Below are 24,792 nucleotides of genomic sequence, written 5' to 3' on the forward strand. Positions count from 1 at the left end.
ATGCCGTGGACGTGGGGGGCGCCGCTCGCCGGCGGGCACCGCGAGCGCCTGGTCGCCGCGGGCGTCGAGCCCGACGTCCTGGGTCGTACGCCGCTGCGTGCGGTCACCGGGCCGCTGCCGGGCTGGTGGCACGACCAGGGCAACGCGCTCTACCTCGGCTCCGACGCCCGGGTTCCCACGCGGCTGGTGGAGACGATGGCGCTGTTCCCGTTCCGCGACGTGCTGGTCGCGATCGCCAGTCCCTGCGACAACATGGCGTCGCTGCTGCTCGGGGGTGACGGCGCCACGGTCTTCCTCGGCCCGGGCAGCGCCTTCACCGCCACGGACGTCTACTGCGGGGCGCAATCGTCGGTGGTGCTCAACGCCGACGTCACCGCCACCCGGTGCGCGGTCGTCGACGCCCGCAACGGCGGGTCGATCGTCGCCGAGCCGGGTCAGCTGTGGGCGGCGGACGTCTACATCGCGACCGACGACATGCACCGGCTCGAGGACCTGGCGACCGGGGCGCGGCTCAACCCCTACGGCGCCCACATCCGGCTCGGCCGCCACGTCTGGCTCGGCCGGGACGCCGTCGTCACCGGTCATGCCGAGGTCGGCGCCGGAGCGGTGGTCGGTATGCGCAGCATGGTGCGCGGGCAGAAGGTCGCTCCCCACACCGCGGTCGCCGGGACGCCGGCGCGGGTGGTGCGCGAGGGCATCACCTGGCGCGAGGAGGACACGCCCTAGGGTGCCGTGTCGGCGAGGACGTCGAAGGCCTCGACCATCGCCGGCCCGTACCAGGTGAGCAGACGCCCCGACACCAGCCGGGTCGGTGCCGCCGTGAACGCCTCCGGCCCGTCCTCCTCGGTGAACACGTAGGGCTCGTCGGGGAGGAGCACGAGGTCGACGTCGGGACGGTCGACCTCCGCCAGCGAGACCCTCGGGTAGCGCTCGGAGGAGCCGTCGAACACGTTGGCCCAGCCGAGCCGGCGGAGCAGGTCGCCGGTGTAGGTGCGCGCCCCGACGACCATCCACGGGTCGCGCCAGACGGGTACGGCGACCCGGGCGCGCTCGGCGGGCAACGGCCGGTCCCAGCGGTCGTGGGCCGCCGTGAGCCAGCCCGGGGCCGGCCAGCCGAGAGCGGCGTAGAGGCGGGACAGCGACGCGAGGGCCTGGGGCACGGTCTCGATGTCGGTGACCCAGACCCGGACGCCGGCGTCGCGGAGCCGGCGTACGTCGAGCTCGCGGTTCTCCTCCTTGTTGGCGACGACGACGTCGGGCCGGAGCTCCCGGATGGCGGCGAGGTCGGGGTTCTTGGTGCCGCGGACGCGGCGTACGTCGAGGTCCGGCGGGTGCGTGCACCAGTCGGTGGCGCCGACCAGGGCCGACCGCCGGTCGCTGGCGAGCGCCTCGGTGATCGACGGCACGAGCGACACGACGCGGGCCGCCACCTCCGGGCCGTCGTAGGGATGCCCGAGGTCGTCAGTCCGCGTCATGTGACGGACGTTACCGAGGGGGCAGGAAGGCGCGGCAATTAGTTGTCAACGTCAAGTATCTGTAAGGTCCCGACGCGCGAACCGAAGGAGCAGAGCTTGACGAACCCGCAGCCCGGACCGATCCAGGTGGCCCGCAACCCCGTCCTCGCCGTCGTGGCGCTGTGCTTCGGCGGACTCGCCGCGGCGACGACCCAGACGATGGTGATCCCGCTGCAGAGCGAGCTGCCGCTGCTGCTCGACGCCACGCCGGCCGACACCGCCTGGGTCGTGACGATCACGTTGCTGACCGCCGCGGTGTCGATGCCGCTCGCCGGCCGGCTGGCCGACATGTTCGGCAAGCAGCGGGTCCTGGTCGTCAACGCTGTCACGCTGCTGGCCGGGTCGGCGGTGTGCGCGCTGTCGGACACGCTGCTGCCGATGCTCGTCGGACGCGGTCTGCAGGGCGCGGCGATGGGGTTCATCCCGGTCGCCATCTCCCTGGTCCGCGAGATCGTCCCGCCGCGGCTGGCGACGACGTCGGTCGCGGCGATGAGCGCGACGCTCGGCGTCGGCGGCGCCATCGGCCTGCCGCTCTCCGCCTGGATCGCCGAGGCGGGCGACTGGCACGCCCTGTTCTGGATCGCAGCCGGCCTGGCCGCGCTGGTGACCGCGGCGGCCGTGTTCCTCGTCCCGCACGTCCACGACGCCCACCGCGGCCGGCTCGACGTCCCCGGCGTCGTCGGGCTCGCGGTCGGGCTGGTCACGCTGCTCGTCGGCATCTCGAAGGCCAGCACCTGGGGCTGGGGTGACGCGCGCACCGTGGGCGCCATCGTGGCGGGTGTCGTCGTGCTGGTGGTGTGGGGGGCCTACGAGCTGCGCCAGGACGAGCCGATCGTCGACCTGCGCACGAGCGCGCAGCGCCCCGTCCTGCTGACCAACCTCGCGGCGGTCGCGATCGGCTTCGGCATGATGGCGCAGTCGATCGTGGTGCCCCAGCTGCTGCAGGCGCCGACCGCGACCGGCTACGGGCTCGGTCAGTCGATCCTCGAGGCCGGCCTCTGGATGGCGCCCGGCGGCCTGGTGATGATGCTCCTGTCGCCGGTCTCCGGCGCCCTGATCGGCCGGGCCGGCGCCAAGGCGACCCTGGTGCTCGGCGCGGTGCTGCTCGGGGGCGGCTACCTGGTCGCCTTCGCCCTGATGGGCGCTGCCTGGCAGCTGATGATCGCCTCCTGCATCGCCGCGGCGGCGGTCGGCATCGGCTACGCCGCGATGCCGACGCTGATCCTCGACGCGGTGCCGCCCCGGGAGGCGGGAGCGGCTGTCGGGCTGAACTCGCTGATGCGGTCGTTCGGCACCACGCTCTCCGCGGCGATCATGGCCACGGTGCTCACCAGCGACACCCAGCCGCTCGGGTCGTTCGAGGTGCCGACCGAGCACGCCTTCCAGCTGTGCTTCCTCGTCGGTGCCGTGGCCGCGTTCGTGGGTGCGGCGATCGCCCTCGGCATCCCGCGGCGGGCGGAGGAGCCGCAGGCGGCGGGTGCGCCGTCGGCGGCCGTGTCGGCCTGAGCGACGCCCGACTAGTCTGGCGGCCGTGTCCCGGCTGACCCGGCTCCGCCGGCTCGACGTGCCGACCGCCGTACGGCCCGACGTGGAGGCGGTGCGCGCGGAGGGCCCGGGCGCGGTCGTGGTCCGCTACCAGCGCCGCGACCGCGTGACTCCCTCCGGAGCGCTGCTCTGGATGCACGGCGGCGGCCTGGTCGCCGGCATCGCCGAGGTCGACAACGGCTACTGCAGCCAGGTCGCCGCCGAGCTCGGCGTCCTCGTCGTGGGCGTGGACTACCGGCGGGCTCCGGAGCACCCGTTCCCGGCCGCGCTCGACGACTGCGAGGCGGCGTTCCGCGACCTGGTCGCCGACGCGGCCCGGCTCGGCGTCGACCCGGGCCGGGTCGCGGTCGGCGGGGCCAGCGCCGGCGGGGGACTGGCGGCGGCCCTGTGCCAGCGGCTGCGCGACCGCGGCGGTCCACTGCCGGCGTTGCAGCTGCTGCGCTACCTGATGCTCGACGACCGCACCGGTCTGAGGCCGCGACCGCGGCTGCGGCGCCACTCCTGGACGCCGGCCTGGAACCGGTTCGCGTGGGCCGCCTACCTCGGGCGGCCGAGGTACGGCGGCGGCGCGGTGCCGCCGTACGCCGCCGCCGCGCGGGCGCGCGACCTCGCCGGCCTGCCGCCCGCGTGGATCGGGGTCGGCTCCCGGGACCTCTTCCACCAGGAGTGCGCCGACTACGCCGCCCGGCTCGCCGCGGCGGGCGTGGCGGTCGAGCTCGACGTGGAGCCGGGGATGCGGCACGGCGCCGACGGCGACCAGGGGCTGCCGGCGATGCAGCGGTTCCGCAGGCGCGAGCTCGCGGCGCTGGCCGCGGCGGTGGGGACCGGCGCCGCGGGCTAGGGGCGCACCGGTGCGGCCGTGCAGTGGTGGTCGGCCAGGACCGCGCGTCGCCGGGCGTCCGGCGGGCAGAACGGGACCGCGGCGGCGGTGACCGCGGCGGCCACGCCGAGGGCGAGCGGGTGGCCGCCGTGGCCGACGAGGACGCCGGCCGCGGCCGACCCGAGCAGGATCCCGATCGTCAGCGCGGTGCTGACCGCGGCCAGGCCGGCCGCCGGGTGCTGGTCGAACACCTGCGCGCTCCACACGCCGTGGGCGGCGATGACGGAGGCGTAGGAGGCGCCGAAGAGGGCGGCCGCCGCGAGCGCGGCGACGAGGTGGCCGGGTGCGGCCGCGAGGACGCCCGGTGCCGCGGCGAGCAGCACGGCGCTGCCGAGGTAGCCGGCGCGCAGCCCGAGGCGCTCGAAGACGAAGCCGCTGAGCGACCCGAGCAGGCAGGCCGTGCCGCAGACGGCGTAGACCACCATCGACTGCGCGGCGGGCAGGCCGCCCTCCTGCATCGCCTCGACGCTGAACACCCACCACACCGAGCTGCCCAGGCCGACCAGCACCGCCGAGACGAGCAGCGGCCGCGACCGCGGGCAGAAGAACCAGCTCGGGCTCAGCTGCGGTCGCCGCAGGGCGCGCTCCTCGTGCGCGGGCGCCAGCAGGGTCGCCGCCACGCCGACCGCGACCGCGACGAGCACGAACGCCGCCCAGGCCCACCGCCACCGGTCGCCGGCGACGATCGCGACCGGCCCGGCGAGGGCGACGCCCCACCCGGTGCCGGAGCTGATCGCCGACCACACGATGCCCCGGCGCGGGGCGTCGACGTGCTGGTCGACGACGTCGGCGTACGGCGGGGAACGCCATGCCCGCGGCCGCTCCCGCGATCATCACCCCGAGCAGCACCGTGGTGACGTCGCCCGCGACGGCGATGACCGCCATGCCGACCGCCGCCGCGGTCGCCGCGCCGGCGACCGCGACCCGCGGCCCGCGGCGGGAGGTCAGGGGCACGACGGCGGCGTTGGCGACGAGGTAGGAGACGTAGCCGAGAGCGGAGATCAGGCCCGCCGCGCTCGGGCTGATGCCCAGCTCGGCGCGCATGTCGGGCAGCAGCAGCCCGTAGCCGTAGCGGGCGAGACCGAAGGTGACCGCCACCATGGCGGTGCCGGGCAGCAGCACCGCGAGGGCCGGCACCCGACGGGTGGGGACGGGCTCGGTGGTGGCGCTCATCCGACCGGCTCCTCGGCGCGGGTGTGCGCGAGGGGGCAGTCGCGGTCGTTCGACCGGCACGCCGGCCGGTCGCACAGGCGACAGGTGCGCAGCGCCGGGACCAGGTCGCTGGCCGAGCCGCCGACCAGTCGCTCGAGGAGCCGCTCGAGCCGGGCCCGGTCGTCGCCGTCGAGCGGACCGAGGCAGTCGGCGAGCACCGCCGCGCGGTCGTCGACGACCTCCTGCGCGACCGCCGTGCCCGCCGCCGTGAGCAGCAGGCGCCGCTGGCGACTGTCCGCACCGGGGGAGCGGGCCACCCACCCCGCCGCCACCAGCCGGTCGACGAGGCGGGTCGCGCCCGAGCTGGTCAGCGACAGCACCTCCCCGAGCCAGGACACGGTGCGCCCCGGCTCGGCCAGCAGCGTCACCAGCGCCGCCTGGTCGGTGACCGACAACCCGTGCCCGCGCCCGACCGCCGCGAGGCGGTCGCTGACGGTGAGGGACAGGGCGCCGAGGAGATTCCCGAGACGGTCCATCGCTCCAGGTTACGTAGTTGCCTGCGGCAGTCAAGTATTTTGTGGACGTGGAATCCCGCGGGCGCAGGGGCCGGGGCGCCGCGTGAGGTTTCCCCGGCCGACCGGGGAAACCTCAACATGTCGGGCAAAGCAATGCCGGACAAGTGGAGGTTTTGCCCGTCACGTCGGCCCCGAGGCACCCGCCGCCGGCTCCCACACCACCCGGGCGCAGGAGGAAGGGGGCGTTGGGGTGCGCTGGGCCGGCAGCTGGTGCCGGTGGAGCGCACGCTAGGCCGCCGTCGGTGGCCGGGGGTCGTGGTAGGGACGAACGGACGAGGTCGTCGGTCATCGCTGTGGACCGTCGGCGACCTCGGAAGCATCGCCCTAAGGCACCAGCAACCCCGAGATCTAGGGCATCCGACCGATCCGGGAGGCAGTGCCTTAGCCGCAGTGTGGAGGTTGCCAGCAGTCCAGTCCCGGGAGGCAGCCATGCTCACCTCACCGCACCTGTACGCCGCGATCGCCGCCCAGCGTCAGGCCGAGCTCCGCTCGGAGATGGCCGCGCGGCGGCTCGCCCGCGGTCTGCTCCGCCGGCGTCGCGCCGAGCGCCGCGAGCTCCGTGGCGCCCTCCGCGCCGCGCGGCTCGAGGCGCAGGCCGAGGCACAGGCCGAGGCGCAGGCCGAGGTCACGCCGCGACCGGCCGCCGTACGTCCGGCCCCGGTCCCGCGCTGACGGTCTTGCCGCCGCGACGACGGCGACGGATCATCGACACCATGGACGCGGACCTCCTCGCCAGGGCAGCGGTGATCGTCGCCGTGCTCGCCGCGTTGTGGGTCCTCGCCGACTGGAACCGGTACCGCCGCCGGGCGCTCCGCGTCGGCCGCGTGCTGCGACTGGTCGAACCGGCGCCCCCACCGCCGGTGACGACGGCGCGGCCGATCGAGCGGCTGGCCGCGGACGCCCGGCGGATCGGGGGCCCAGCTGCGGCACCCACCGCCGGGCGTGCCGGCCGCCCGGCGCCGCGGCTGGCAGGCGGCGTACGACGACGTGCTCGTCGCCGCCTGCCACGCGCTCGGTCTCGAGGAGCACCTCAGCACGCTGCCCGCCGGCACCAGGCGGGACTTCGAGCGGGAACGGCTCGAACGCGTCCTGGAGGCCGCCGGCTTCCTGGTGCCCCGCTCCGCCTGATCACCGCCCGTCGGCGCGGACCCGCCGCCCAGCTAGTACTCGACCCGTTGCGTGCTGTCTCCGGGGTCGCGGTGGGAGAGCACGTCGAAGCCCTTGCCACCGTCGACGTCGTCGTCGCCGCGGCCGCCGCCGAGGACGTCGCGACCGCTGCCGCCCTCGAGCGTGTCGTCCCTGCCGCCGCCGCTGAGCTCGTCGGCGCCCGGGCCGCCGGCGAGGCAGTCCTCGCCGCCGCCGCCGCTCAGGTCGTCGTGGCCGCGGCCGCCGACGACGACGTCGTCGCCGCCGTTGCCGTCGACCACGTCGTCGCCGGCGCCGGCGAGGATCACGTCGTCGCCCGCGGTGCCCTCGATCCGGTCGTCGCCGGAGGTGCCGTGGATGACGTTGCCGGCCCGCGCGCAGTCGTCCGCGCCGGTGCCGACGGCTCCGGGTGCGGTGAGGACGACGAGGGCGGAGGCTGCGGCGAGTGCCGCGGCTGCTGCGGTCGTGGGGTTCGGTCGGTTCATGGTCTGCTCCTCGGGGGTCGGGGGCGCCGCGGGGTGCGGCAGGGGGAGAGGGTGCTGCGTCGGCATCAGTACGACGTCACAACCGGTCGACCGCGCGTCACCGTGGCCGGAGGGCGGGCGCGCCGGGGCCGGTCGGGCCGTGCCGTGACGAGGACGCGCGGGTCGGGCGGCGGGGCACCGAGGTCGGCCATCGCCCGCTCCCACCGTCCGAACGCCCGCCGGGCCTCACCGCGACGGCCGGCGCGCAGGAGGGTGCGGACGAGTTGGCGGTGCGCCGCCTCGTCGTAGGGGTCGGCGGTGAGCAGCCGCACCAGGAGGGCCTGGGCGTCGCTGGGCCGCCCGGCGCGCTGCGCCAGCACCGAGAGCCGTCGGACCGACCGCTGCCAGGCGGCGCGGGCCTCCTCCCGGAGCGCGTCGGCCCACTCCTCGGCCGGCTCGTCCTCGAACGCGTCGCCGGCGTAGCGCCGGTCGACGTCCCCGAGGATCTCCCGCGCCCGCTGCTCGTCGCCGTCGTCCATGAGCGCCGCGGCGGCCGTGGCGTCCTCGATGAGGACCTCGGCGTCGACGCGCACGCGGTCGGCGACGAGCCGCAGGCCGTCGAGGTCGCCGGCGACGAAGTGGTCCGAGGGCCACCGGCGTCCGGGGTCGAGCACGCCCCGCACCGCGGTCAGCAGCACCGAGAGCCGGTGGCCGGTGCGGGCGGGGTCGTCGTCGGGCCAGAGCGTCTCGCACAGCCAGGCACGGGTGGCCGGCCGTCCGCGGCGGGAGGCCAGGACCTTCACGAGCGTTCGCGCCTGCCGCGAGCGCCAAGCGGTGACCGGCACGTCGGCGCCGTCGACACGCACCCGGAAGCCGCCCAGCACGTCGATCTCCAGGCAGCCGGCAGGTGTCGTGGCCGGCGCCGGGACGCCGTCGACGTGGACCACGCCGAGCCGCCGCAGCTCCCGTCGGGCGTCGCGGGCGCGGGAGCGGGCGACGGGGTCGGCTCCGGGCAGCACACCGAGCGCGAGCTCGACCCGCGCCGCCCGGGGCCGGGCGCCTCCGGCCGACCACACGGCGTACGCCCTCGTCAGCAGGTCGCGTGCCTCGTCGGGCTCGGTCGCGCACGCGGCCGCCAGCTCGAGGGCCTCGGCCAGCAGGTCGAGCGCCTCGGCGTCGCGGGCCGTGGCGGCGGCGTCCCGTGCGAGGTCGCCCGCCCGCCCGCGTTCGCCGTCGGCGAGGGCCACCCGACCGGCGGCGACGAGCGCGACCGGGCGCAGGACGCCCCGGGCCAGGGCCACCGCCTCCGCGGCCGACGTGCGCGCCCGCTCGCGGAGCTCGGCCGACCCGGCCCGGGCGTCGACACGGGCCAGGCCGGCCAGCGCGGGCACCAGCACCTGTGCCTCGCCGGTGGTGCGGGCGAGGGCGACGGCCTCGAGGTAGCGCGGTCGGGCCTGGTCGTCCTGGCCGACGGCACGGTCGATCTCGGCGAGGCCGAGCACACCCAGGGCCGTGCGGCCGGCGCCCAGGCGACGGCAGAGACCGACCGCCCGGGCCAGGTGCCAACGCGCCTCGTCGTAGGCGCCGGTGTAGGTGAGAGCCTCTGCCAGGTTGTGGAGGGCCGCGGCGCGCCGGCCGGTCGGGTTGCCCGCGTCGGCCGCGTGCAGGGCGGCCCGCGCGACCTCGCACGCCTCGTCGTACCGGGCGCTGGCGAGCAGGTGGAACGCCTGGTTGACCAGCACCCGGGCGGCGGTGATGACGTCGCGACCCTGCGCGGCGGCGACCAGGGCGCGCTCGTGGTGGGCCTCCTTGACCGCTCCGGTGCGGCACCGCGCCATCGCGAGGTGGGCGGCGGCTCCCGCCACCGGGTCGCCGCCCGCCTCGGCGAGGGCGAGCGCCCGCTCGGCAGGACCTGCCGCCTCCTCCGGACGACCGAGGGAGCAGAGGGCGTGGACCTGCAGCGCCAGCGACTCCACCAGGCCGGTGGCGTCGAGGTCCCGCTGCGCACGACCGCGCCCCAGCGCCTCGAGCACGGCGTCGAAGCGGCCGCCGGCGTAGTGCATCGCGGCGACCTTGCGGGCGAGCCGCGGCTCCCAGGGACCCTCGTCGCCGGCAAGCGGTCGGAAGGCCCGGGCGGCGGCGGCGAGCTCGCCGGCCGCTCGGAGCGCGTCACCGTGAACCCGGCGGACGGCCGGCGTGACGAGCGGGTCCGGCGCAGCCTCGACGAGCTCGACGACCCCCGCGTGGTGGGCACTGCGCAGCATCTCCTCGCCGCGCTCGGCCACCAGTCGGAGGGCGCTTGTCACGTCACCCGCGCCGGCAGCAGCGCGCGCCGCCGCGTACGGCAGGTCCGCGGCGAGCGCCGGGCCCACGACGCAGGCCGCGGTCGGTCCGTCCCGCGCCGGCAGGACGGGCGCGAGCAGCGGCACCGCGTCGACCAGGTCCTCGCGCCCGGTGCCGGGCAGCCGCACCAGGAGGCCCAGCCGCTCCAGGTCTCGCGCGACCGGCGCCCGGCCCACCCCCAGCTCGGCGGCCACGTGCTCGACCACGCCGGGCGTGACGCCGCCCAGGCCGGACACCGCGCCGAGCGCCGCGGCGACGCCGCGCGGCAGCCGCGTCACCACCTCCGCGTGCAGCCACCGCTGCAGGGACCGGTCCTCGGCGAGCACGTCGGCGAGCTCGGCGGAGGGACGCCGCGCGGCCGCGGCCGCGTGGTGCACGAGCGCGGGCCACCCGGCGGTGAGTGCGTGGACCGTGACGGGGAGCTCGGGGTCGTCGAGCCCGTACTCCTCGACCACCACCCGCCGGACGCCGTACGTCGACAGCGCCAGGTCGCACGCCCCGAGCTCCCGGACCCGCCCGCGCAGCCGCGCCCCGGCCGCGGCAGGGAGCGGCTGCCTCGACGCCAGCCCGAGCCGGGGCGGTCCGGGGCGCCTCGCGACGTCCTCCAGCAGCCGGACCTGCTCAGAGACGGTCAGCGCGTCGAGGTCGTCGACCCCGAGCCAGTCGCAGTCGGGCAGCCCATCCTCGAGCAGCGCGGCGGCCGGCCGGACCACGCCCCCGCGCGGCCGTGCGGCCTCCAGGGCGGCGGACTTGCCGTAGCCGGCGGCCGCGACGACCACCAGCACGTCTTCCGGGTGGGGCATACGGGGAGGAGCGGACAAGGCCTCTCCCTGATACAGCCCCGGTCGTGCTGACGCCGTGCTGATGCCGGCCGCGCAGGGTGGCCGCGGCTCGCAGGAGCGGGCCGACCCGATCAGCGGCGCACCGCCGCACGACGAAGGAGAACGCCATGTCCAGCACCACGAAGAGCACCACGAAGACCAGGACGAGGACCAGCCGCGCCGCCGTCCTCCTCGCCGCCGTGGGGACCGCGGCCGTCGGGGTCGCCACGCTGGCGGGCCCGGCCGAGGCCGGCCCGCGGGACGTCGACCGCCCGAAGGTCACCGAGCGCAACCACGACTTCGGCCGCAACTGGGCGGCCGGCGCGCCGGTGAACGGCGGCCACCTCGAGTGGGAGCTGTCGGGCGGCCGCACCTACGTCACCCTGAGCGGCTACCACTACCTGGCCCGCCAGAAGTGCGGCCGGGTGCGGGTGAAGTACTACGACTCCAGCCACGACCTGCTGGGCACCGACTACTCGGCCCTGCACTGCGCGCCGGGCAACGGCAAGACGCAGTGGTTCGTCACCGAGCACTTCTCGAGCAGGACCGTCGAGCACGCGCACGTCGACGTGGTCAACGCCCAGGGGAAGCTGATCGGCGGCGACACCGCGGACTTCGACTGACGCGCCGGTCGCGGGCGGTGGCCGTCAGGCGGCCGCCGCCCGCAGCTTCTCCAGCAGCGGCCCCGCGGCCTCGCTGAGGAACCGGTCCTGCAGCCGGTCGCCGACCTGCACGATCGCGATGTCGGTGAAGCCGGCCTTCCAGTACGCCGACACCGCCTCGACCATCGCGTCGAGGTCGGGGCCGCAGGGGATGTTGTCGGCGACGTCCTCGGGGCGGACGAACTGGGTGGCCGACGAGAACCCCGCGGGGGTGGGCAGGTCGGCGTTGACGTCCCAGCCGCCGGCGAACCAGCGGAACTGCTCGTGCGCGAGCTCGCGCCCCTCCTCGTCCGTCGGCGCCCAGCAGACCGGGATCTGGCCGATCGCCCGCGCCTTCTCACCCACCCGGGGCGCACCGTCGGTGCTGTTCCAGGTCTCGAGCAGGTCGGGGTTCGGCTCGACGGCGATCATGTGGTCCGCGAGCGGGGCGAGCGCCTCGATCGCCCGCTCGCCGCCGACGGCGAGGCCCAGCTCGACCGGCTCCTCGGGCAGGTCCCAGATGCGCGCGGACTCGACGTCGTAGAACTCGCCGTGGTGGTCGACCAGCTCGCCCGTGTGCAGCTTGCGGATCACCTCGACCGCCTCGCGCAGCATGGACAGGCGGGTGCCGACCACGGGCCAGCCCTCGCCGACCACGTGCTCGTTCAGGTTCTCGCCGGTGCCGAGGCCGAGCCGGAACCGCCCGTCGGAGAGCAGCCCCATCGTCGCCGCCTTCTGGGCCACCACGGCCGGGTGGTAGCGCATCGTCGGGCAGGTCACGAAGGTCATCAGCCCCATCCGGGAGGTGGCCTGCGCGACCGCGCCGAGCACCGACCAGGCGTATGGCGCGTGGCCCTGCTCGGTGAGCCAGGGCGAGAAGTGGTCGCTGGAGACCGCGAAGTCGAAGCCCACCTGCTCTGCCGCCACGGCGTAGCGCACCAGCTCGCGCGGACCGCTCTGCTCGGTCATCAGGGTGTAGCCGAAGTTCGTCATGCGCACCCGGTACCCACGCGTGGCCGGGAGGTACCCCGGTCGGCCTACATCTCCTCGTGCCGGTCCGGGTCGCCGTCGAACAGCCGGCCGTCGGGCCGCCCGAGCGCGGTGATCGCCGCGACCTCCTCGTCGGTGAGCTCGAAGCCGAACACGTCGAGGTTCTGCCGCTGCCGGCCGGGGTCGGCCGACTTCGGGATCGGCAGGGAGCCGAGCTGCAGGTGCCAGCGGAGCACCACCTGGGTGGGTGTGACGCCGAGCCGCTCCGCCGCCTCGCGCACGACCGGCTCGCGGTAGGGCGCGTCCCGCTTGCCCAGCGGGCTCCACCCCGAGGTCCGGATCCCGAGATCCGCGTTCGTCCGCCGCATCTCCTCCTGCGGGAAGTACGGGTGCAGCTCCACCTGGTTGACCGCCGGGGTCACCCCGGTCTCGGCGATGATCCGCTCCAGGTGGGCCCGGGTGAAGTTCGAGACGCCGATCGACCGCACGAGCCCCCGCTCGCGCGCCTCGACGAGCGCCCGCCACGCCTCGGGGTAGCGGCCGACCGACGGGTTCGGCCAGTGGATGAGGTGCAGGTCGAGGTAGTCCAGCCCCAGGCGCTCCAGCGACTCCTCGACCGACCGCAACGCGTCGTCGTACGCGTGGTGCCGGCCGGGGAGCTTGCTGGTGACGAAGACGTCCTCGCGCGGCAGCGCCGATCCGCGGACCGCCCTGCCCACCTCGACCTCGTTGCCGTAGTTGACCGCGGTGTCGACCAGCCGGTAGCCGGCCTCGAGCGCGCTGGTCACCGCCGCGACCGCCTCGTCCCCGCGCAGGGGGTAGGTGCCGAGGCCGATCGCCGGGATGGTGCGGCCGTCGCTGAGCTGGTGGGTGGGGATCGTCGGCGTGATCACCTTCTCGATGCTAGGCCGCGGCCGGCGAGCGGTCAGCGCACCGCCTTCGGGTCGACCGACTGCAGCAGGTCGTCGTCGCGGGGGATGCCGCCGCCGCAGGCGTACGGCGTGTTGTAGCCCCAGCAGGCGCGGTAGCGCACGCTGGTGTTGACCAGCGTCACCTCGACGGCGCGGACGTTCCTGCTGCTGAACGGCACGGTGCGCGTGGCGTCGCCCCTGCGGTCGAGCCGCACGAAGGACGTCGAGGTGCCACGCTTCTTGCGGACCGTGATCACGGCCGCCGAGCCGCGGTGGGTGTCCTGCAGGTCGATCGCCAGCCGGAGCCGCCACGCGCGGGCGGTCAGCCTGCGCGGCACGTAGCGGAGCGTCGCGGAGGTGAGGTGGTCGAGCCGGCCGCGGAGGGCGGGCGGGTCGGTGCGCCCCGGCCGGATCGCGACCGTCGCCGCCAGGGGCGCGGGCCGGTACGCCGACGCGCGGCCCTCGTCGTAGACGGCCCGCGGCCGCCGGTTGGCGGCGGCGAACAGCGCGAGCTGCTTGGTGAGCGTCGTGCCCCGGGTGCGCAGCACCGTTGCAGGGCCTGCGTCGAGTGGTCGTCGGGGCGCCCGGCGGCGCCGTCCGCGCGGCGCCACACGTCGCGGACGAGGGTGGGGAGACCACCGGCGCGGGTGCGGTACTTCTCGGTCAGGTAGCGCCAGAAGATCCAGGTGCCGTAGTGGAAGCCCTCCTCGCCGAAGGTGTCGAGCGGCATGCGGGGGCGCCGCAGGGGGCTGTTGCGGAGGTACTGCCGGTTGTCGTCGACGGAGTCGTAGAGCTCGTCCTCGACCCACGCCGCGGTCGACTCGAGGAGCCACGGGTCCTCGGCGAAGTCGTACCCGAACTGCACGGCGTGGAAGTACTCGTGCGCGGCGGTCACCCGCATGTTCTCCAGCGGCGTGTTGGTGGGGAACTGGCTGCGGGTGTAGTCGTCGTCGAGCACGCAGTAGGCCCACACGTCGTAGGACCCCGGGTCCGAGATCGCCGTCTTGGGGTCGTCGCTCGTGCAGAAGCCGTAGAGGCCGTCGTCGCCGATGTCACCGACGTAGACGTCGGTGTGAGCGCTGCCGCCGCGGACGCCGTCGGGCTTCGGCGCGCGGTAGCCGGCGCGGACGTACCGGTCGTGGATCGTCTGCAAGGTGTTGCTCACCGACCTGATGTAGCGGGGGACCGTGTCGTGGTCGCCGTCGGAGCCGGTCGGCGCGTGCGGACCGGACTCCCGGTAGTGCACGCAGATGTCGGCCGAGCAGTGACGGAGGGGAGCGGGACCGGGATGTAGGGGTCGGTGATCTGCCCGGGGCGTCGGAAGTACCTGTCGGCCTCGGCCCGCTTCCCGGGCGGGAGGTCGTCGCGGAGCAGCGCGAGGTCGCGCAGCGCCAGGGTCAGCGAGCGCTGCTGCCTCGCGACGCCGCTGGTCCGGGCGGCGCGGCCGGTGACCAGCGCCTGCACGGCCGCGAGCGCCTCCTCCGCCCGGTCGGCCCGGTCGGCACCGTCGTGCCGGCCGGTCGGCGACCCCTTCCCGCCGGGGTCGGTCAGCGGGTCCGCCTCGGCGACCGGGACGAGCGTGAGACCGAGCACCAGGGCGGTGGCGAGGACGAGCAGGGCGCGGGCGCGCACGTGGCCTCCAAGGGGAGCGGGGACGTCCGGGCGTCCGTCGGTGGGAGGACGATCCTCCCCCGACCGGCCTCCCTGCGCTACGACCGGATCGATGAAATGCCGCACACCGTGCCCGGCCCGCCCCGCCCGGCCCGTCCGGCCGCCGTATGCGGGTGCAGGCCAGGGGTACGGAGCCGTTATGGATCTCCAACAGGTCAGGAACGTGCTCGACCAGCCCGGCCCCTACGTGTCGCTGCACCTCGACGTCAGCCGCGACACCGAGGACGCCCGTCAGCAGCTGACCTCGCGGTGGACGCGTGCGCGGCACGAGCTGGAGCACCAGGGGATCACCGGGTCGCTGCTCGACGAGCTGGAGGAGCGGGTGCAGGAGGTCACCCACCTGCCCGGCCAGGTGCGGCGCACGATCGTCGCGACGCCGGAGCGAGTGGTGCTCGACGACGTGCGCGGCGGCGACACCACCTGGCCGGAGACCGTGACGGTGGGGCCGCTGCCCGACGTCGCGGGCTGGATCAGCATGGTCGACGGCGAGTTCCCGTTCGCCCTGGTCCGCACCGACCGGGTCGGTGCCGACATCGAGGTCTACGTCGCCTCCGGCACCCACGCCGCCGAGACCACGACCGTCGAGGGCGACACCTTCGACGTCACCAAGCTGCCGCAGGGTGACTGGCAGCACGACAAGTACCAGCAGCGCGCCGAGAACACCTGGGAGGCGAACGCCAAGCTGGTCGCCGACCAGCTGCGCGAGATGAGCGCCCGCCACCGCCCCCGGCTGGTGGTGGTGTGCGGCGACGTCCGCGCCCGGTCGGAGCTGGCGCAGCTGCTCGACGGACAGCCCGGCTCGACGGTCGTGACCGTCGAGTCGGGTGGGAGGGCCGCCGGGACGTCGGACGAGGCGCTCTGGGCCGACGTACGCCGGGTGCTCGACGAGCACCGCGCCCACCAGACCGCCGACCTCCTGCAGGAGCTGGCGCGGGGCGCGGCGACCGGCGAGGGCGTCATCACCGGCGTCGACCGGGTCGCCGACGCGTTCGTCAAGGGCGAGGTGGAGCGGCTGGTGCTCGACCTCGAGGACGCGCGCGAGACCACGGTGACCGCCGCCGACCACCCGGGCCTGGCCCTGCCCGAGCCCGCGCTCGCGGCCGGCGCGCTGCCGGCCGACCAGGTGCTGGTCGCCGCCGCCGCGCTCACCAGCGCATCGGTCTCGCTGCTGCCGCACGAGGTGGCGCTCCCGCAGGAGTTCGCGCTCGCCAACGGGGTCGCGGCGACGCTCCGCTGGGACGACCGGGCCCCGCGGCGCGACGACCAGGTGTGAGGGGCGCTCTCCTCACGAGGGGCGCAGATTCATCACGGTATGCAGACGAATCTGCGCTCCCCACGGCGGGTACGCGGTGGGAAGCGCCGGCTCGCCGACATACCGTGATGAATCTGCGCCGACCGCCTGACGCTGTCTTTCGAGCCGGCCCTACTTCGAGCGGGCCTTCGCGGTCTGGCGGTTGTTCGCCTTGCGCAGCGCCTCGACGAGCTCGTCCTTGTTCATCCGCGAGCGACCACGGATGTCGGCCTTGCGGGCCAGGTCCATCAGGTGCTCCTTGGTGGCGTTCGCGTCGACGCCGCCGGCGGTCTTCCCCGCCCTTGCGGGCGGCGCCGCCCCTTCTTGGCGGCCTGCTTGTCCGACGGGCCCTTCTCGTCCTTCGGCTCCCAGTGGTCGCCGACCTTCTCGAAGGAGTGCTTGAGCGCCGAGTAGGCCGTCCGGTGGGCGCGCTCGCCCTCGCCGTACTCCTCCACCGCCGAGTCGTGGGCCTTGCTCCAGGTCCGCTGCGCCTTCTTCGACGACCGGCGCAGGGTCGAGGGGAGCTCCTTGCTGGCAGGCACGTGTGCCACCTCCCGTGAGTCGTGTGGAGGGGCGGTACCCGAGTTCAGGCGAACCAGCCGGACGGGGCGAGCTCCGCACCCATCCGCGGGACGTACTGGTCGAAGTAGATGCGCGAGATCAGCTCGCGGCGCGACCGGACCGCGGCCTTCTCGAAGACCGACTTCAGGTGGTCCTGCACCGTGTACGTCGACAGGTGCAGCGTCGCTGCGATCTCCCTTGGTGTCCACGCCCTGCAGGACCAGCTGGGTGACGTCGCGCTCACGGGGGTGAGCCCGAAGGCGGCCACCACCAGCGCCACGATCTCGGGCGGACGGGCCTCCTCGATCGTGATCACGACCTCGCCCTGCCGTCCGTCGCGGGAGACCAGGGGCCCGGCGTGCAGTACCAGCCACATGCCGCTGCGGGCGCGCACCCGGCACCGCGGCGGGACCTGCGTGTCGCCGCGGGCGTAGCGGCGGGCCGCGCCGATCAGGGCGGCGACGGGGGAGAGCGGGTCGGCGGCGGCCTCGCCGTCGATCAGCTCGGCGAGCCGTTCCTCCGCGCCGAGGCTCAGCGACACGATCTGGTCGTCGGGGCCGACGACCACGACGGCGGGCCCGGAGACCGAGGCAGGAGCCGGGGCGTCGGTGAGCCGGGTGAGCATCCCGGTGCGGACGCCGTGGGCGAGGGGCACCGACAGCGAGGCGAGGAAGTCGATCTCGGCCGCGTCGAACGGCTGGTCGTCATCGCCCCCGGAAGAGCGCCATGGCGCCCCACACCTGGCGACCGTCGCGGAACGCGAGCCGGGCCTCGTCGGCGAACGCGAAGTTCGGCTTCATGAACCGCGACATCCGGCCCGACCGCTCGACGTCCCCGCCGGTGACGAGATGGACACCGGCGGCCGGGGACTCGGCGCGGGCCAGCTCGGTGAACGCCGTGGGCTCCCAGGTGCCGTACTCGATCAAGCCGAACTCGTGGTCGTGGCTGTTCTTGTCGCGGAGGTCGCCGTACTTGCGGGCGCTCGTCAGCAGGTGGGTGCTCGGGTCGTGGGTGGCGATGCACGCGCCGACCCACGGCACCGCGCGGGCGAGGGACTCGGTCGCCTCCTCGAGGAACGTGTCGAGGTCGAGGCCGGCGCGCGCCACCACGTCGACGTCCTGGCGGACACGCGCAGCGGTCAGACCTCGGGGCATGCCTGGAAGTGTGCGCGCCCGGCGGCGGATCCGCCATCCCACATTTGTGGGTGGTCTGGACCTCCCACCCTCGGTGGCCGCGAACTCCCCGCCGGCGCGGGATGGTCCCGGCGGCCCGTCCGGCCGGATCGTTCTCGGCATGAGCTGCATCGGCAACGTCCGGCGTCCCGCCCGTCGTGGCGCCGGTGGCCGTGCAGGTCACGACCGACCGACGAGACGAGGAAGCAGATGACCACCACCCCCGAGACCAGTCGAGCACTGGCCTACCTCCGCGCCGCGTGCGAGGTCCACCTCCCCGGCGACGAGTCGTACGACGCCGCGCGGCTGGCGTGGAACCTCGCCGCCGACCAGCGCCCGGCCGCCGTGGCCCTGCCGCGCTCCGCGGCCGAGGTCGCGGCCGTCGTACGGGCCGCCGTGGCCGCCGGCCTCCGGGTCGCTCCGCAGAGCACCGGCCACGGCGCGGCGCCGCTGGTCGAGCAGGGCCTGGACGAGACCGTCCTGGTGCGGCTCTCGGCGCTCACCGGCGTGACCGTCGACCCCGCCGCCCCGCACCGCCCGTGTGCTCGGCGGCACCCTCTGGCAGGACGTCGTCGCCGCTGCCGCCACTCACGGTCTCACCGCCCTCCACGGCAGCGCCGGCGACGTCGCGGTCGCCGGCTACGTGCTCGGCGGAGGTCTGTCCTTCTACGGCCGGCAGCACGGGCTCGCCGTCAACGCCGTCACCGCCGTCGAGCTGGTGACGCCGGACGGCCGGCTGGTGCGCGCCTCCGCCGAGGAGGAGCCCGAGCTGTTCTGGGCGGTCCGCGGCAGCGGCGGCAGCCTGGGCGTCGTCGTGGCGGTCGAGATCGCGCTGCTGCCCTACGCCGACGTCGTCGCCGGGATGCTGCTGTGGGACCGCGAGCGCGCGCCGGAGGTGCTGCCCGCCTGGCTGGCGTGGACCCGGTCGGCACCGGAGTCGGCGACGACGTCGCTGCGGGTGATGAGCTTCCCACCGCTGCCCGAGCTGCCGCCGTTCCTCGCCGGCCGCGACGTCGTGGTCGTCGACGGCGCGGTGCTCGAGGACGACGACCGGGCGGCCGAGCTGCTGGCGCCGCTGCGTGCGCTGGCGCCCGAGATCGACACCTTCGGCAGGGTCCCCGCTCCAGCCGTGCTCGAGGTGCACATGGACCCGCCGGGCCCGGTGCCCGCGGTCACCGCGCACTCGGTGCTGGGTGAGCTCGACGAGGCCGCTGTGGCCGCCTTCCTCGAGCAGGTCGGCCCGGGCACCCGGTCGGGCCTGATGATCGCCGAGCTGCGGCACCTCGGCGGGGCGATCGCCCGGCCGGCGGTGGGCGGAGGTGCGCTGTCGCACGTGCCGGGCAGCTATGCCCTCCACCCGGTCGCGATCGCGCCGACGCCGCAGGCGGCGGTCGCCGGCCGGGCGGCGGCGTTCGCGCTGCTGCGGGCGATGGCACCCTGGGCCCAGGTCAACCTGCTCCCGACGTTCACCGACACCCGCGCCGACACGAGCCGGTTCTTCGACGGCGAGGACTGGGCGCGGCTGTGCCGGGTCCGCGACGTCGTCGACCCGCGACGGGTGATGCAGGCCAAGCACGACCTGTGACGCCCCGCGGCGGCACCGGACGGGTCAGCCGGGCAGCACCTCGACGTCGACGCGGAACCCCTTGTCGTCGTCGCGCGGCACGCCGCCGCAGGCGAACCCGGTCCGGCGCCCGCACTGGTAGCGGCTGGAGTGGTTGACCAGGGTCACCACGACCCGGTCGACCGCCCCGGCCGAGAACGCCACCCTGACGGTGCCGCGGCCGCGGGCGTCGCGGCGGACGGTGCGCACCGTGCTGCCGCCATCGGTCCGCTCGACGACGACCCGGACGGTGGACCGGCGGCCGGGCCCGTCGACGGCGATGCGGAGCCGCGCCGGCCCTCGGCCGCTCGGGTGGTAGGCGAGGTGCTGGGCCGCGAGGTGGTCGACCGACACCGTGCGGCTCGACCGCCGGGCCCTCGGCCGGCCGCGGTCGAAGTCGGCCGGCCGCCGCACCCGGGCCGCCGGCCAGTGCGCGCCCTCGGGATAGCTGCGGGCCGGGTCGAGGTTGGCGACGGCGTACGCCGCGAGCGCGCGGCGGATGCCGCCGCGGCCCTGCAGGACGCGGGCCAGGGCCTGCACGGAGTACTCGTCCGGCGCGTCGCCCACGGTGTCGGCCCGCCGCCAGACCGCGCGCACGACGTCGTCGCCGTGGCGCCGGGCGAGGAACTCCCAGAACGCCCAGTTGCCGTAGTGGGCGTAGCTGAGGTTGGAGAAGCGGTCGAGCGGGATGCCGGGTCGGCGGACCGTCCCGTAGGGCAGGTAGCGCCGGTTGTCGTCGGCGCCGTCGGCGAACCGCTCCTCGACCCAGGTGGCCGTCGACTCCAGGAGCCACGGGTCCTCGCGGAAGTCGTAGCCGAACTGGATCGCGTGGAAGAACTCGTGGGCCGCCGTCACCCGCAGGCTCCGCCGCGGGCCGGCGCCGTACTGTCGGCGGGCGAAGTCGTTGTCGAGCACGCAGTAGCTCGACGCCGCGAACCGCTCGCCGCGCACCCGGCGCTCGGGCGTGCAGTAGCCGAAGATGCCGCGGCTGCCGAGGTCGGCGAGGTAGACGTCGAAGCGGCGGTCGCCGCCACGGCGGCCGTCGGCCGGCGGCCGCCGGTAGCCCAGCTCGCGCACCTCGAGGCGCCACACCTCCTCGAGCACCCGCAGCGTGCGACGTACCCACGCGGTGCTCGCCGGGGCGTCCGCACCGCGCTTGACGAAGTGGACGCAGAACCGCTGGCTGCAGCGGCGGACGGCGGGACGGGTGTAGCCGTCACCGCCGGGGTCGGCGCGGCCGTCGGTCGGCCGCGCGAGCAGCACGTCGGCCCACAACGAGGCGACGAAGCCCATCGTCGGCCGCGCCACGAACACGTCCCGCAGCGCCAGTGTGGCGTCGACCCGCCCGTCGCCGGTCGCACCGGCATCGCCGTCGAGGATCCGGTCGGCGCGGGCGACCGTCCGGGCCGGGTCGGGTTCGCCGCTCCCCGGGTCGGCCCCGGGATCGGCGGCAGCCGGGACGGAGAGGAGGCCGGCTCCGGCCACCAGGCCGGCGAGCAGGCAGGCGACAGCGACGCGTGCGGGGAAGGACACGGGCTCCACCATCCGTGACGACCGGTCACCACGGCGGGAGGACGCGCCGGGGGCCGGCGGATCCGCCGCGCGGCCGGGTGTGCGTCGTACGGGAGGATGAGGCGTGTGAGCGGACCCATGCTGCCGACCGACGCCCTCGGGAGCGCCGCGGACGCCGTACGACGGCGCGCGCTGCGACGGATGCGCACCGTGGCGGTGTCGCTGCTGCTGCTGGCGGCCGCCGTCTACGTCGTCACCCTGCACCGCGACGGGTTCTGGGGCTTCGTCAACGCCGGCGCCGAGGCGTCGATGGTCGGCGCGATCGCCGACTGGTTCGCGGTGGCCGCGCTGTTCAAGCACCCGCTGGGGCTGCCGATCCCGCACACGGCGCTCGTGCCCAAGCGGAAGGACGACCTGGGCAAGGGGCTCGAGGAGTTCGTGGGGGAGAACTTCCTGCAGGAGGACATCATCCGGGAGCGGATCCTCGCGGTCGGGATCTCCGCCCGGGTGGCGCGCTGGCTCGCCGTGCCGGCCAACGGCCAGCGGGTGGTCGAGGAGGCGGCCGACCTCGCCGTGATCGCGCTCAGCAAGGTCCGCACCGACCACATCGAGTCACTGGTCAAGGACGCGCTGGTGCCGCGCTTCCGGGAGGAGCCGATCGCGCCGCTGCTCGGCGGGCTGCTGTCGGAGGCGCTCGCCGACGACCTCCACCACGGGCTGGTCGACCTCACGCTCGACGAGCTGCACGGCTGGCTGGTCTCCAACCCCGACACGGTGCACGAGGTCCTGGGCGAGCGGGCCCCCTGGTGGGCGCCGGAGAGCGTCAACAACTACGTCATCAACCGGCTCCACCTGGAGGTCGTGCGTTGGGTGGGCGAGATCCGGGACGACCCCGACCACCGCGCCCGGCGCGCACTCGACTCGATGCTGCGCCGGCTCGCCGACGACCTCCTCGGCAACCCCGACACCCAGGCCCGCACCGAGCGGCTGAAGGAGCGCGTGCTCGACCACCCGGCCGTCCTCGACACGGCGGTGGCGCTGTGGAACTCGTTGCGCACCGCGCTCGTGCACTCCCTCGACGACCCCGACGGCGCCGTGCACCGCCGGCTGCTGACCGAGGTCGACGCGTTCGCCCGCCGCCTCTCCGCGGACGCGGCGCTGCGCGAGCGGCTGGACGGGATGGCGGCCGACCTCGCGGTGTTCGCCGTCGACCGCTACGGCACCGAGGTCACCGCCGTCATCACCCACACCATCGAGCGGTGGGACGGCAAGGAGGCCGCCCGCCGGATCGAGCTCCACGTCGGCCGGGACCTGCAGTTCATCCGGATCAACGGCACCATCGTCGGCGGCCTGGTCGGCGTGCTGATCCACACCGTCGCCGTGCTGCTGCCCTGACCTACCCGGCTCGTCTCGGCAGCTGAATTGCGCCGACCCGGCTCGTTCCGGCACCTGAATTGCGCCGACCCGGCTCATTCCGGCACGTGAATCGGGCCGACCCGGCTCGTTCCGGCAGCTGAATTGCGCCGACCCGGCTCATTCCGGCACGTGAATCGGGCCGACCCGGCTCGTTCCGGCACGAACAGGGTGCGGAGATGGGCCGGGTCGGCGCGAATCAGGTGCGGAGATCGGCCGGGTCGGCGCGATTCAGGTGCGGAGATGGGCCGGGTCGGCGAGTTCGACGGGGCCTAGGATGAGGTCGTGACCGATCCCGTCGACGTCCCGATCTCCGACGCGTCGATCAGGCTCGGGCAGTTCCTCAAGCTGGCCAACCTGATCGACTCCGGGTCGGAGGCCAAGCCGCTGCTGGCAGCGGGGATGGTGCGCGTCAACGGCGAGGTCGAGACCCGGCGCGGTCGTCAGCTGCAGGAGGGCGACGTGGTGGCCGTGGCGGCTCAGTCGGCGCGGGTCGCGACCGGGCCGGTCACCGACGACCTGCCCTGGTGAGGCCGACGCCGCCGTCGAGGGGAGCGCGGAGGGTCAGGAGACGCCGAGCAGGTCCACGACGAAGACGAGCGTCTCGCCGCCCTTGATCACGCCGCCGGCGCCGCGGTCGCCGTAGCCGAGGTGCGGCGGGATCACGAGCTGGCGGCGGCCGCCGACCTTCATGCCCTGCACGCCCTGGTCCCAGCCCTGGATGACCTGGCCGACACCGAGCTGGAACTTCAGCGGGGCGCCGCGGTTGTAGGAGGCGTCGAACTCCTCGCCGGTCGAGTGGGCGACGCCGACGTAGTGCACCGACACCGTGTTGCCGGCGCTGGCCACGGGCCCGTCGCCGACGGTGATGTCGGTGACCACCAGGTCGGCCGGCGGCTCGGGGTCGAAGAACTCGATCTCAGGCTTTCGCTCATCCCTCGACCCTACTGACCCGGGTCACGACGCCGGCGGGCAGTCGAGGGTGGGGCCGGTGGCGGTGCTGAGCGGTACGTCGTCCGGGAGGTGCTCGGCGGCACGGGCGCGGCCGAGGTTCCACTCCAGCCAGTCGTCGTCGGCCCGCTCCCGGCCGGCGAGCGCGCACTGCTCGAGGTCGTCGGGCAGCCGGATGAGGGTCGGCACGGCGTCGTCGGACAGCCGGCTGAGGTAGTGGACGTCGATCCGCCCGGTCTCGTCGTACCGCTCGAGGTTGCGCTCGGCGATCCACGCGTCGGGGTTGATGGCGGCGACCCCGAGCAGCGCGACGGCGCCGCTGAGCAGCGCGAACCGCGGCAGCCACCGCGCCCGCAGCCGGACGCCCGCGACGAGAACCGCGATGACGAGCAGCCCGAGCCAGCCCTCGAAGACGTCGACCACGAGCCGCAGGCCGGTGAACCCGTAGGCCTCCTGGTAGACGTGCATCCGGTGGAGCGCGGAGGCGACGACGACCAGCGTCTGCGCGCACAGCAGTCCGAGCGACCCACGTAGCCAGGCGCGGTCGGCCGGACCGACCCGCGACGCCTTGCGCGCGGCCGCCCACACCACGAGCAGCGTGAGCGCGGTGGCGACGGTGAGCTGGCCGAAGCCCTGGTGGACGTACTCGGCATAGGTCAGGCCCGTGGTCCGGCGCAGGTGGTCGTGGCCGCCGAAGACCACCGTCGCCTGGGCGGCGAGGAAGGCCGCGAAGACGGCGTCGACGACCAGCACCGGCGCCAGCCACTCGAACCGGTGAGAGGCGGGGCGTTGCGGTCGCTCGTCGCGGTCGACGTTCGGGGGGTTGAGCGCGAGGTAGGCCGCGGCCAGCACGACGCCGCCGACGGCGACGGTCACGAACGTGCGGAGCACCAACGTGTCGACGGTGAGGTCGGGCACGAGAGCGCCGGCCCACTCGGCGAAGAGTGCGTCGGCGGAGGCGAAGAGCAGGCCGAACACGACCAGCCCGAGCGCCGACAGCAGCACGGTGCGGACCAGCGCCGCGCCCCGGCCGAGGCCGGGGAGGCGGGCGAGCGTGCGGCCCAGCCACGGCAGGCCACGCAGCCCGGCCAGCGGCAGCGCCGCCGCCGCCAGCACGAACCCCGGCAGCGTGCGTCCCCGGGTGACCCCGCAGACGCACAGCACACCGCCCGCGAGCACGCAGAGGACGAGCAGCCAGTCGGCGTCGCGCACCACCGTGGTCGCCGCGAGCAGCACGCACAGCGCGGCGCAGGTGAGCGTGAACGGGTCGCGCCGGTCGCGTGCCGCGCCGAGGACCACCGCGCCGGCCGCGAGCAGCACGAGGAGCGACCCCGTGCCGGCGTCGCGGAACGGCAGCACGACGGCGGCGAGCAGGCCGGTGCCGAGCGCGCCGAGGAGCGCCGACAGCCGGGCCGGGGGTGGCCGCGTCGGGCCAGAAGCCGCCGAACAGGTCGTCGAGCAGCGGCCGCGCTGGTACGGCGACCGCTCGCGGCGCGCCGGAGGGCACCGCGGTCGTCGGTGGTGGAGCTGACGGGGGAGCGGCGGTCGGGGGAGCGACGGTCGGCGTCGTCACCGGTGCCGCCGGCGCCGGCCGGTCGGGTGGACGCAGTGGGAGGTCGACCCACACCCGGGCGCC

29 protein-coding genes are annotated in these 24,792 nt (G+C 75.3%); 11 read left to right on the forward strand and 18 right to left on the reverse strand.

Annotation, left to right across the window (positions count from 1 at the left end; all coding sequences use genetic code 11):
- Positions 1 to 726, forward strand: a complete 726-nt coding sequence (locus tag MF408_RS18080; RefSeq protein ID WP_240248847.1) for a hypothetical protein — start codon at positions 1 to 3, stop codon at positions 724 to 726.
- Here the strand turns inward: MF408_RS18080 and MF408_RS18085 are convergent.
- Entirely contained in the window at positions 723 to 1,475 is a 753-nt protein-coding gene (locus MF408_RS18085; protein ID WP_240248848.1) for a helical backbone metal receptor, read from the reverse strand. The genes MF408_RS18080 and MF408_RS18085 overlap by 4 nt on opposite strands.
- Positions 1,476 to 1,571: 96 nt before the next feature.
- Here MF408_RS18085 and MF408_RS18090 point away from each other — a divergent pair, with 96 nt between their 5' ends.
- Positions 1,572 to 3,020 carry an MFS transporter gene (locus tag MF408_RS18090; RefSeq protein WP_240248849.1) on the forward strand — a complete coding sequence of 483 codons (1,449 nt, stop codon included), beginning with the start codon at positions 1,572 to 1,574 and terminating at the stop codon, positions 3,018 to 3,020.
- Between the two features lie 25 nt (positions 3,021 to 3,045).
- Positions 3,046 to 3,900 carry an alpha/beta hydrolase fold domain-containing protein gene (locus MF408_RS18095; RefSeq protein ID WP_240248850.1) on the forward strand — a complete coding sequence of 285 codons (855 nt, stop codon included), beginning with the start codon at positions 3,046 to 3,048 and terminating at the stop codon, positions 3,898 to 3,900.
- Here the strand turns inward: MF408_RS18095 and MF408_RS18100 are convergent.
- Positions 3,897 to 4,685, reverse strand: a complete 789-nt coding sequence (locus MF408_RS18100; RefSeq protein ID WP_240248851.1) for a hypothetical protein — start codon at positions 4,683 to 4,685, stop codon at positions 3,897 to 3,899. The two genes, MF408_RS18095 and MF408_RS18100, sit on opposite strands and share 4 nt — an antisense overlap.
- A gap of 62 nt (positions 4,686 to 4,747) precedes the next feature.
- On the opposite strand from MF408_RS18100, the gene MF408_RS18105 reads away from it, so the two are divergent.
- Positions 4,748 to 4,918, forward strand: coding sequence for a hypothetical protein (locus tag MF408_RS18105; RefSeq protein WP_240248852.1), 171 nt, complete (start codon positions 4,748 to 4,750; stop codon positions 4,916 to 4,918).
- Positions 4,919 to 5,108: 190 nt separating this feature from the next.
- On the opposite strand, the gene MF408_RS18110 is transcribed toward MF408_RS18105, so the two are convergent.
- Entirely contained in the window at positions 5,109 to 5,627 is a 519-nt protein-coding gene (locus tag MF408_RS18110) for a MarR family winged helix-turn-helix transcriptional regulator (protein WP_240248853.1), read from the reverse strand.
- 468 nt (positions 5,628 to 6,095) lie between these two features.
- On the opposite strand from MF408_RS18110, the gene MF408_RS18115 reads away from it, so the two are divergent.
- Complete coding sequence (locus MF408_RS18115) at positions 6,096 to 6,338, forward strand: hypothetical protein (protein WP_240248854.1); 243 nt, start codon at positions 6,096 to 6,098, stop codon at positions 6,336 to 6,338.
- Positions 6,339 to 6,608: 270 nt separating this feature from the next.
- Entirely contained in the window at positions 6,609 to 6,794 is a 186-nt protein-coding gene (locus tag MF408_RS18120) for a hypothetical protein (RefSeq protein WP_240248855.1), read from the forward strand.
- A gap of 32 nt (positions 6,795 to 6,826) precedes the next feature.
- Here MF408_RS18120 and MF408_RS18125 read toward each other — a convergent pair whose 3' ends face one another.
- Together MF408_RS18125 and MF408_RS18130 are read right to left on the reverse strand one after the other, a co-directional pair.
- The gene (locus MF408_RS18125) at positions 6,827 to 7,297 is read right to left on the reverse strand and encodes a hypothetical protein (protein WP_240248856.1); all 471 of its coding nucleotides are present in this window, start codon (positions 7,295 to 7,297) and stop codon (positions 6,827 to 6,829) included.
- Between the two features lie 65 nt (positions 7,298 to 7,362).
- Positions 7,363 to 10,422: a BTAD domain-containing putative transcriptional regulator gene (locus MF408_RS18130; RefSeq protein ID WP_240248857.1), complete on the reverse strand. Its 3,060-nt coding sequence runs from the start codon at positions 10,420 to 10,422 to the stop codon at positions 7,363 to 7,365.
- A gap of 146 nt (positions 10,423 to 10,568) precedes the next feature.
- Between MF408_RS18130 and MF408_RS18135 the strand changes: the two genes are divergently transcribed.
- The gene (locus tag MF408_RS18135; protein ID WP_240248858.1) at positions 10,569 to 11,063 is read left to right on the forward strand and encodes a hypothetical protein; all 495 of its coding nucleotides are present in this window, start codon (positions 10,569 to 10,571) and stop codon (positions 11,061 to 11,063) included.
- A 24-nt stretch (positions 11,064 to 11,087) separates the two neighbouring features.
- Here MF408_RS18135 and MF408_RS18140 read toward each other — a convergent pair whose 3' ends face one another.
- The 5 genes from MF408_RS18140 to MF408_RS18160 are packed head-to-tail and all read right to left on the reverse strand — an operon-like array spanning position 11,088 to position 14,614.
- Positions 11,088 to 12,074, reverse strand: coding sequence for an LLM class F420-dependent oxidoreductase (locus tag MF408_RS18140; protein ID WP_240248859.1), 987 nt, complete (start codon positions 12,072 to 12,074; stop codon positions 11,088 to 11,090).
- Positions 12,075 to 12,118: 44 nt separating this feature from the next.
- On the reverse strand, positions 12,119 to 12,964 hold the full coding sequence (locus MF408_RS18145) for an aldo/keto reductase (protein WP_345893762.1): 846 nt from the start codon (positions 12,962 to 12,964) through the stop codon (positions 12,119 to 12,121).
- Positions 12,965 to 12,996: 32 nt separating this feature from the next.
- A complete protein-coding gene (locus tag MF408_RS18150; protein WP_240248860.1) occupies positions 12,997 to 13,320 on the reverse strand; it encodes a hypothetical protein in 324 nt (107 codons plus the stop codon).
- Positions 13,305 to 14,228: an MXAN_6640 family putative metalloprotease gene (locus MF408_RS18155; protein WP_345893763.1), complete on the reverse strand. Its 924-nt coding sequence runs from the start codon at positions 14,226 to 14,228 to the stop codon at positions 13,305 to 13,307. The genes MF408_RS18150 and MF408_RS18155 overlap by 16 nt, the downstream gene beginning before the upstream one ends.
- A complete protein-coding gene (locus tag MF408_RS18160) occupies positions 14,144 to 14,614 on the reverse strand; it encodes a hypothetical protein (RefSeq protein WP_240248862.1) in 471 nt (156 codons plus the stop codon). The genes MF408_RS18155 and MF408_RS18160 overlap by 85 nt, the downstream gene beginning before the upstream one ends.
- A 202-nt stretch (positions 14,615 to 14,816) precedes the next feature.
- Between MF408_RS18160 and MF408_RS18165 the strand changes: the two genes are divergently transcribed.
- Entirely contained in the window at positions 14,817 to 15,926 is a 1,110-nt protein-coding gene (locus MF408_RS18165; RefSeq protein ID WP_240248863.1) for a Vms1/Ankzf1 family peptidyl-tRNA hydrolase, read from the forward strand.
- Between the two features lie 150 nt (positions 15,927 to 16,076).
- Here MF408_RS18165 and MF408_RS18170 read toward each other — a convergent pair whose 3' ends face one another.
- The 5 genes from MF408_RS18170 to MF408_RS25835 all read right to left on the reverse strand — a co-directional run bounded on the left by MF408_RS18170 (position 16,077) and on the right by MF408_RS25835 (position 18,232).
- On the reverse strand, positions 16,077 to 16,193 hold the full coding sequence (locus MF408_RS18170) for a Rho termination factor N-terminal domain-containing protein (protein WP_240248864.1): 117 nt from the start codon (positions 16,191 to 16,193) through the stop codon (positions 16,077 to 16,079).
- Positions 16,193 to 16,486, reverse strand: coding sequence for a ChaB family protein (locus tag MF408_RS18175; protein ID WP_240248865.1), 294 nt, complete (start codon positions 16,484 to 16,486; stop codon positions 16,193 to 16,195). Before MF408_RS18175 ends, MF408_RS18170 begins: the two co-directional genes overlap by 1 nt.
- A gap of 44 nt (positions 16,487 to 16,530) precedes the next feature.
- The gene (locus MF408_RS18180; protein ID WP_240248866.1) at positions 16,531 to 17,160 is read right to left on the reverse strand and encodes a LuxR C-terminal-related transcriptional regulator; all 630 of its coding nucleotides are present in this window, start codon (positions 17,158 to 17,160) and stop codon (positions 16,531 to 16,533) included.
- 49 nt (positions 17,161 to 17,209) lie between these two features.
- Entirely contained in the window at positions 17,210 to 17,659 is a 450-nt protein-coding gene (locus MF408_RS18185) for a hypothetical protein (RefSeq protein WP_240248867.1), read from the reverse strand.
- Between the two features lie 198 nt (positions 17,660 to 17,857).
- Positions 17,858 to 18,232 carry a hypothetical protein gene (locus MF408_RS25835; protein WP_275693219.1) on the reverse strand — a complete coding sequence of 125 codons (375 nt, stop codon included), beginning with the start codon at positions 18,230 to 18,232 and terminating at the stop codon, positions 17,858 to 17,860.
- Here MF408_RS25835 and MF408_RS18190 point away from each other — a divergent pair.
- Positions 18,219 to 19,262 carry an FAD-binding protein gene (locus MF408_RS18190; protein WP_275693220.1) on the forward strand — a complete coding sequence of 348 codons (1,044 nt, stop codon included), beginning with the start codon at positions 18,219 to 18,221 and terminating at the stop codon, positions 19,260 to 19,262. The two genes, MF408_RS25835 and MF408_RS18190, sit on opposite strands and share 14 nt — an antisense overlap.
- 24 nt (positions 19,263 to 19,286) lie before the next feature.
- Here the strand turns inward: MF408_RS18190 and MF408_RS18195 are convergent, their stop codons facing one another.
- Positions 19,287 to 20,813, reverse strand: a complete 1,527-nt coding sequence (locus tag MF408_RS18195) for an MXAN_6640 family putative metalloprotease (RefSeq protein ID WP_240248868.1) — start codon at positions 20,811 to 20,813, stop codon at positions 19,287 to 19,289.
- A gap of 105 nt (positions 20,814 to 20,918) precedes the next feature.
- On the opposite strand from MF408_RS18195, the gene MF408_RS18200 reads away from it, so the two are divergent.
- Positions 20,919 to 22,187 (forward strand): DUF445 domain-containing protein, encoded by a 1,269-nt coding sequence (locus tag MF408_RS18200; RefSeq protein WP_240248869.1) that lies wholly within the window; start codon positions 20,919 to 20,921, stop codon positions 22,185 to 22,187.
- Between the two features lie 303 nt (positions 22,188 to 22,490).
- Positions 22,491 to 22,736 (forward strand): RNA-binding S4 domain-containing protein, encoded by a 246-nt coding sequence (locus MF408_RS18205; RefSeq protein ID WP_240248870.1) that lies wholly within the window; start codon positions 22,491 to 22,493, stop codon positions 22,734 to 22,736.
- A 33-nt stretch (positions 22,737 to 22,769) separates the two neighbouring features.
- Here MF408_RS18205 and MF408_RS18210 read toward each other — a convergent pair whose 3' ends face one another.
- Both MF408_RS18210 and MF408_RS18215 read right to left on the reverse strand, forming a co-directional pair.
- Positions 22,770 to 23,123, reverse strand: a complete 354-nt coding sequence (locus tag MF408_RS18210; protein WP_240252023.1) for an FKBP-type peptidyl-prolyl cis-trans isomerase — start codon at positions 23,121 to 23,123, stop codon at positions 22,770 to 22,772.
- Positions 23,124 to 23,162: 39 nt separating this feature from the next.
- On the reverse strand, positions 23,163 to 24,515 hold the full coding sequence (locus tag MF408_RS18215) for a DUF4173 domain-containing protein (protein ID WP_240248871.1): 1,353 nt from the start codon (positions 24,513 to 24,515) through the stop codon (positions 23,163 to 23,165).
- Positions 24,516 to 24,792: the final 277 nt, after the last annotated feature.

Source organism: Nocardioides sp. TF02-7, assembly GCF_022437945.1.
In the GTDB taxonomy this organism is placed as follows: Bacteria; Actinomycetota; Actinomycetes; order Propionibacteriales; family Nocardioidaceae; genus Nocardioides.

Excerpts from the sequence above, each read along its gene's own strand:
- MF408_RS18135 (WP_240248858.1), top strand. The coding sequence starts at position 10,569 with ATGTCCAGCACCACGAAGAGCACCACGAAGACCAGGACGAGGACCAGC.
- MF408_RS18140 (WP_240248859.1), bottom strand. The coding sequence starts at position 12,074 with ATGACGAACTTCGGCTACACCCTGATGACCGAGCAGAGCGGTCCGCGC.
- MF408_RS18105 (WP_240248852.1), top strand. The coding sequence starts at position 4,748 with ATGCCCGCGGCCGCTCCCGCGATCATCACCCCGAGCAGCACCGTGGTG.
- MF408_RS18115 (WP_240248854.1), top strand. The coding sequence starts at position 6,096 with ATGCTCACCTCACCGCACCTGTACGCCGCGATCGCCGCCCAGCGTCAG.
- MF408_RS18170 (WP_240248864.1), bottom strand. The coding sequence starts at position 16,193 with ATGGACCTGGCCCGCAAGGCCGACATCCGTGGTCGCTCGCGGATGAAC.
- MF408_RS18130 (WP_240248857.1), bottom strand. The coding sequence starts at position 10,422 with ATGCCCCACCCGGAAGACGTGCTGGTGGTCGTCGCGGCCGCCGGCTAC.
- MF408_RS18125 (WP_240248856.1), bottom strand. The coding sequence starts at position 7,297 with ATGAACCGACCGAACCCCACGACCGCAGCAGCCGCGGCACTCGCCGCA.
- MF408_RS18185 (WP_240248867.1), bottom strand. The coding sequence starts at position 17,659 with ATGCCCCGAGGTCTGACCGCTGCGCGTGTCCGCCAGGACGTCGACGTG.
- MF408_RS18110 (WP_240248853.1), bottom strand. The coding sequence starts at position 5,627 with ATGGACCGTCTCGGGAATCTCCTCGGCGCCCTGTCCCTCACCGTCAGC.
- MF408_RS18085 (WP_240248848.1), bottom strand. The coding sequence starts at position 1,475 with ATGACGCGGACTGACGACCTCGGGCATCCCTACGACGGCCCGGAGGTG.
- MF408_RS18080 (WP_240248847.1), top strand. The coding sequence starts at position 1 with ATGCCGTGGACGTGGGGGGCGCCGCTCGCCGGCGGGCACCGCGAGCGC.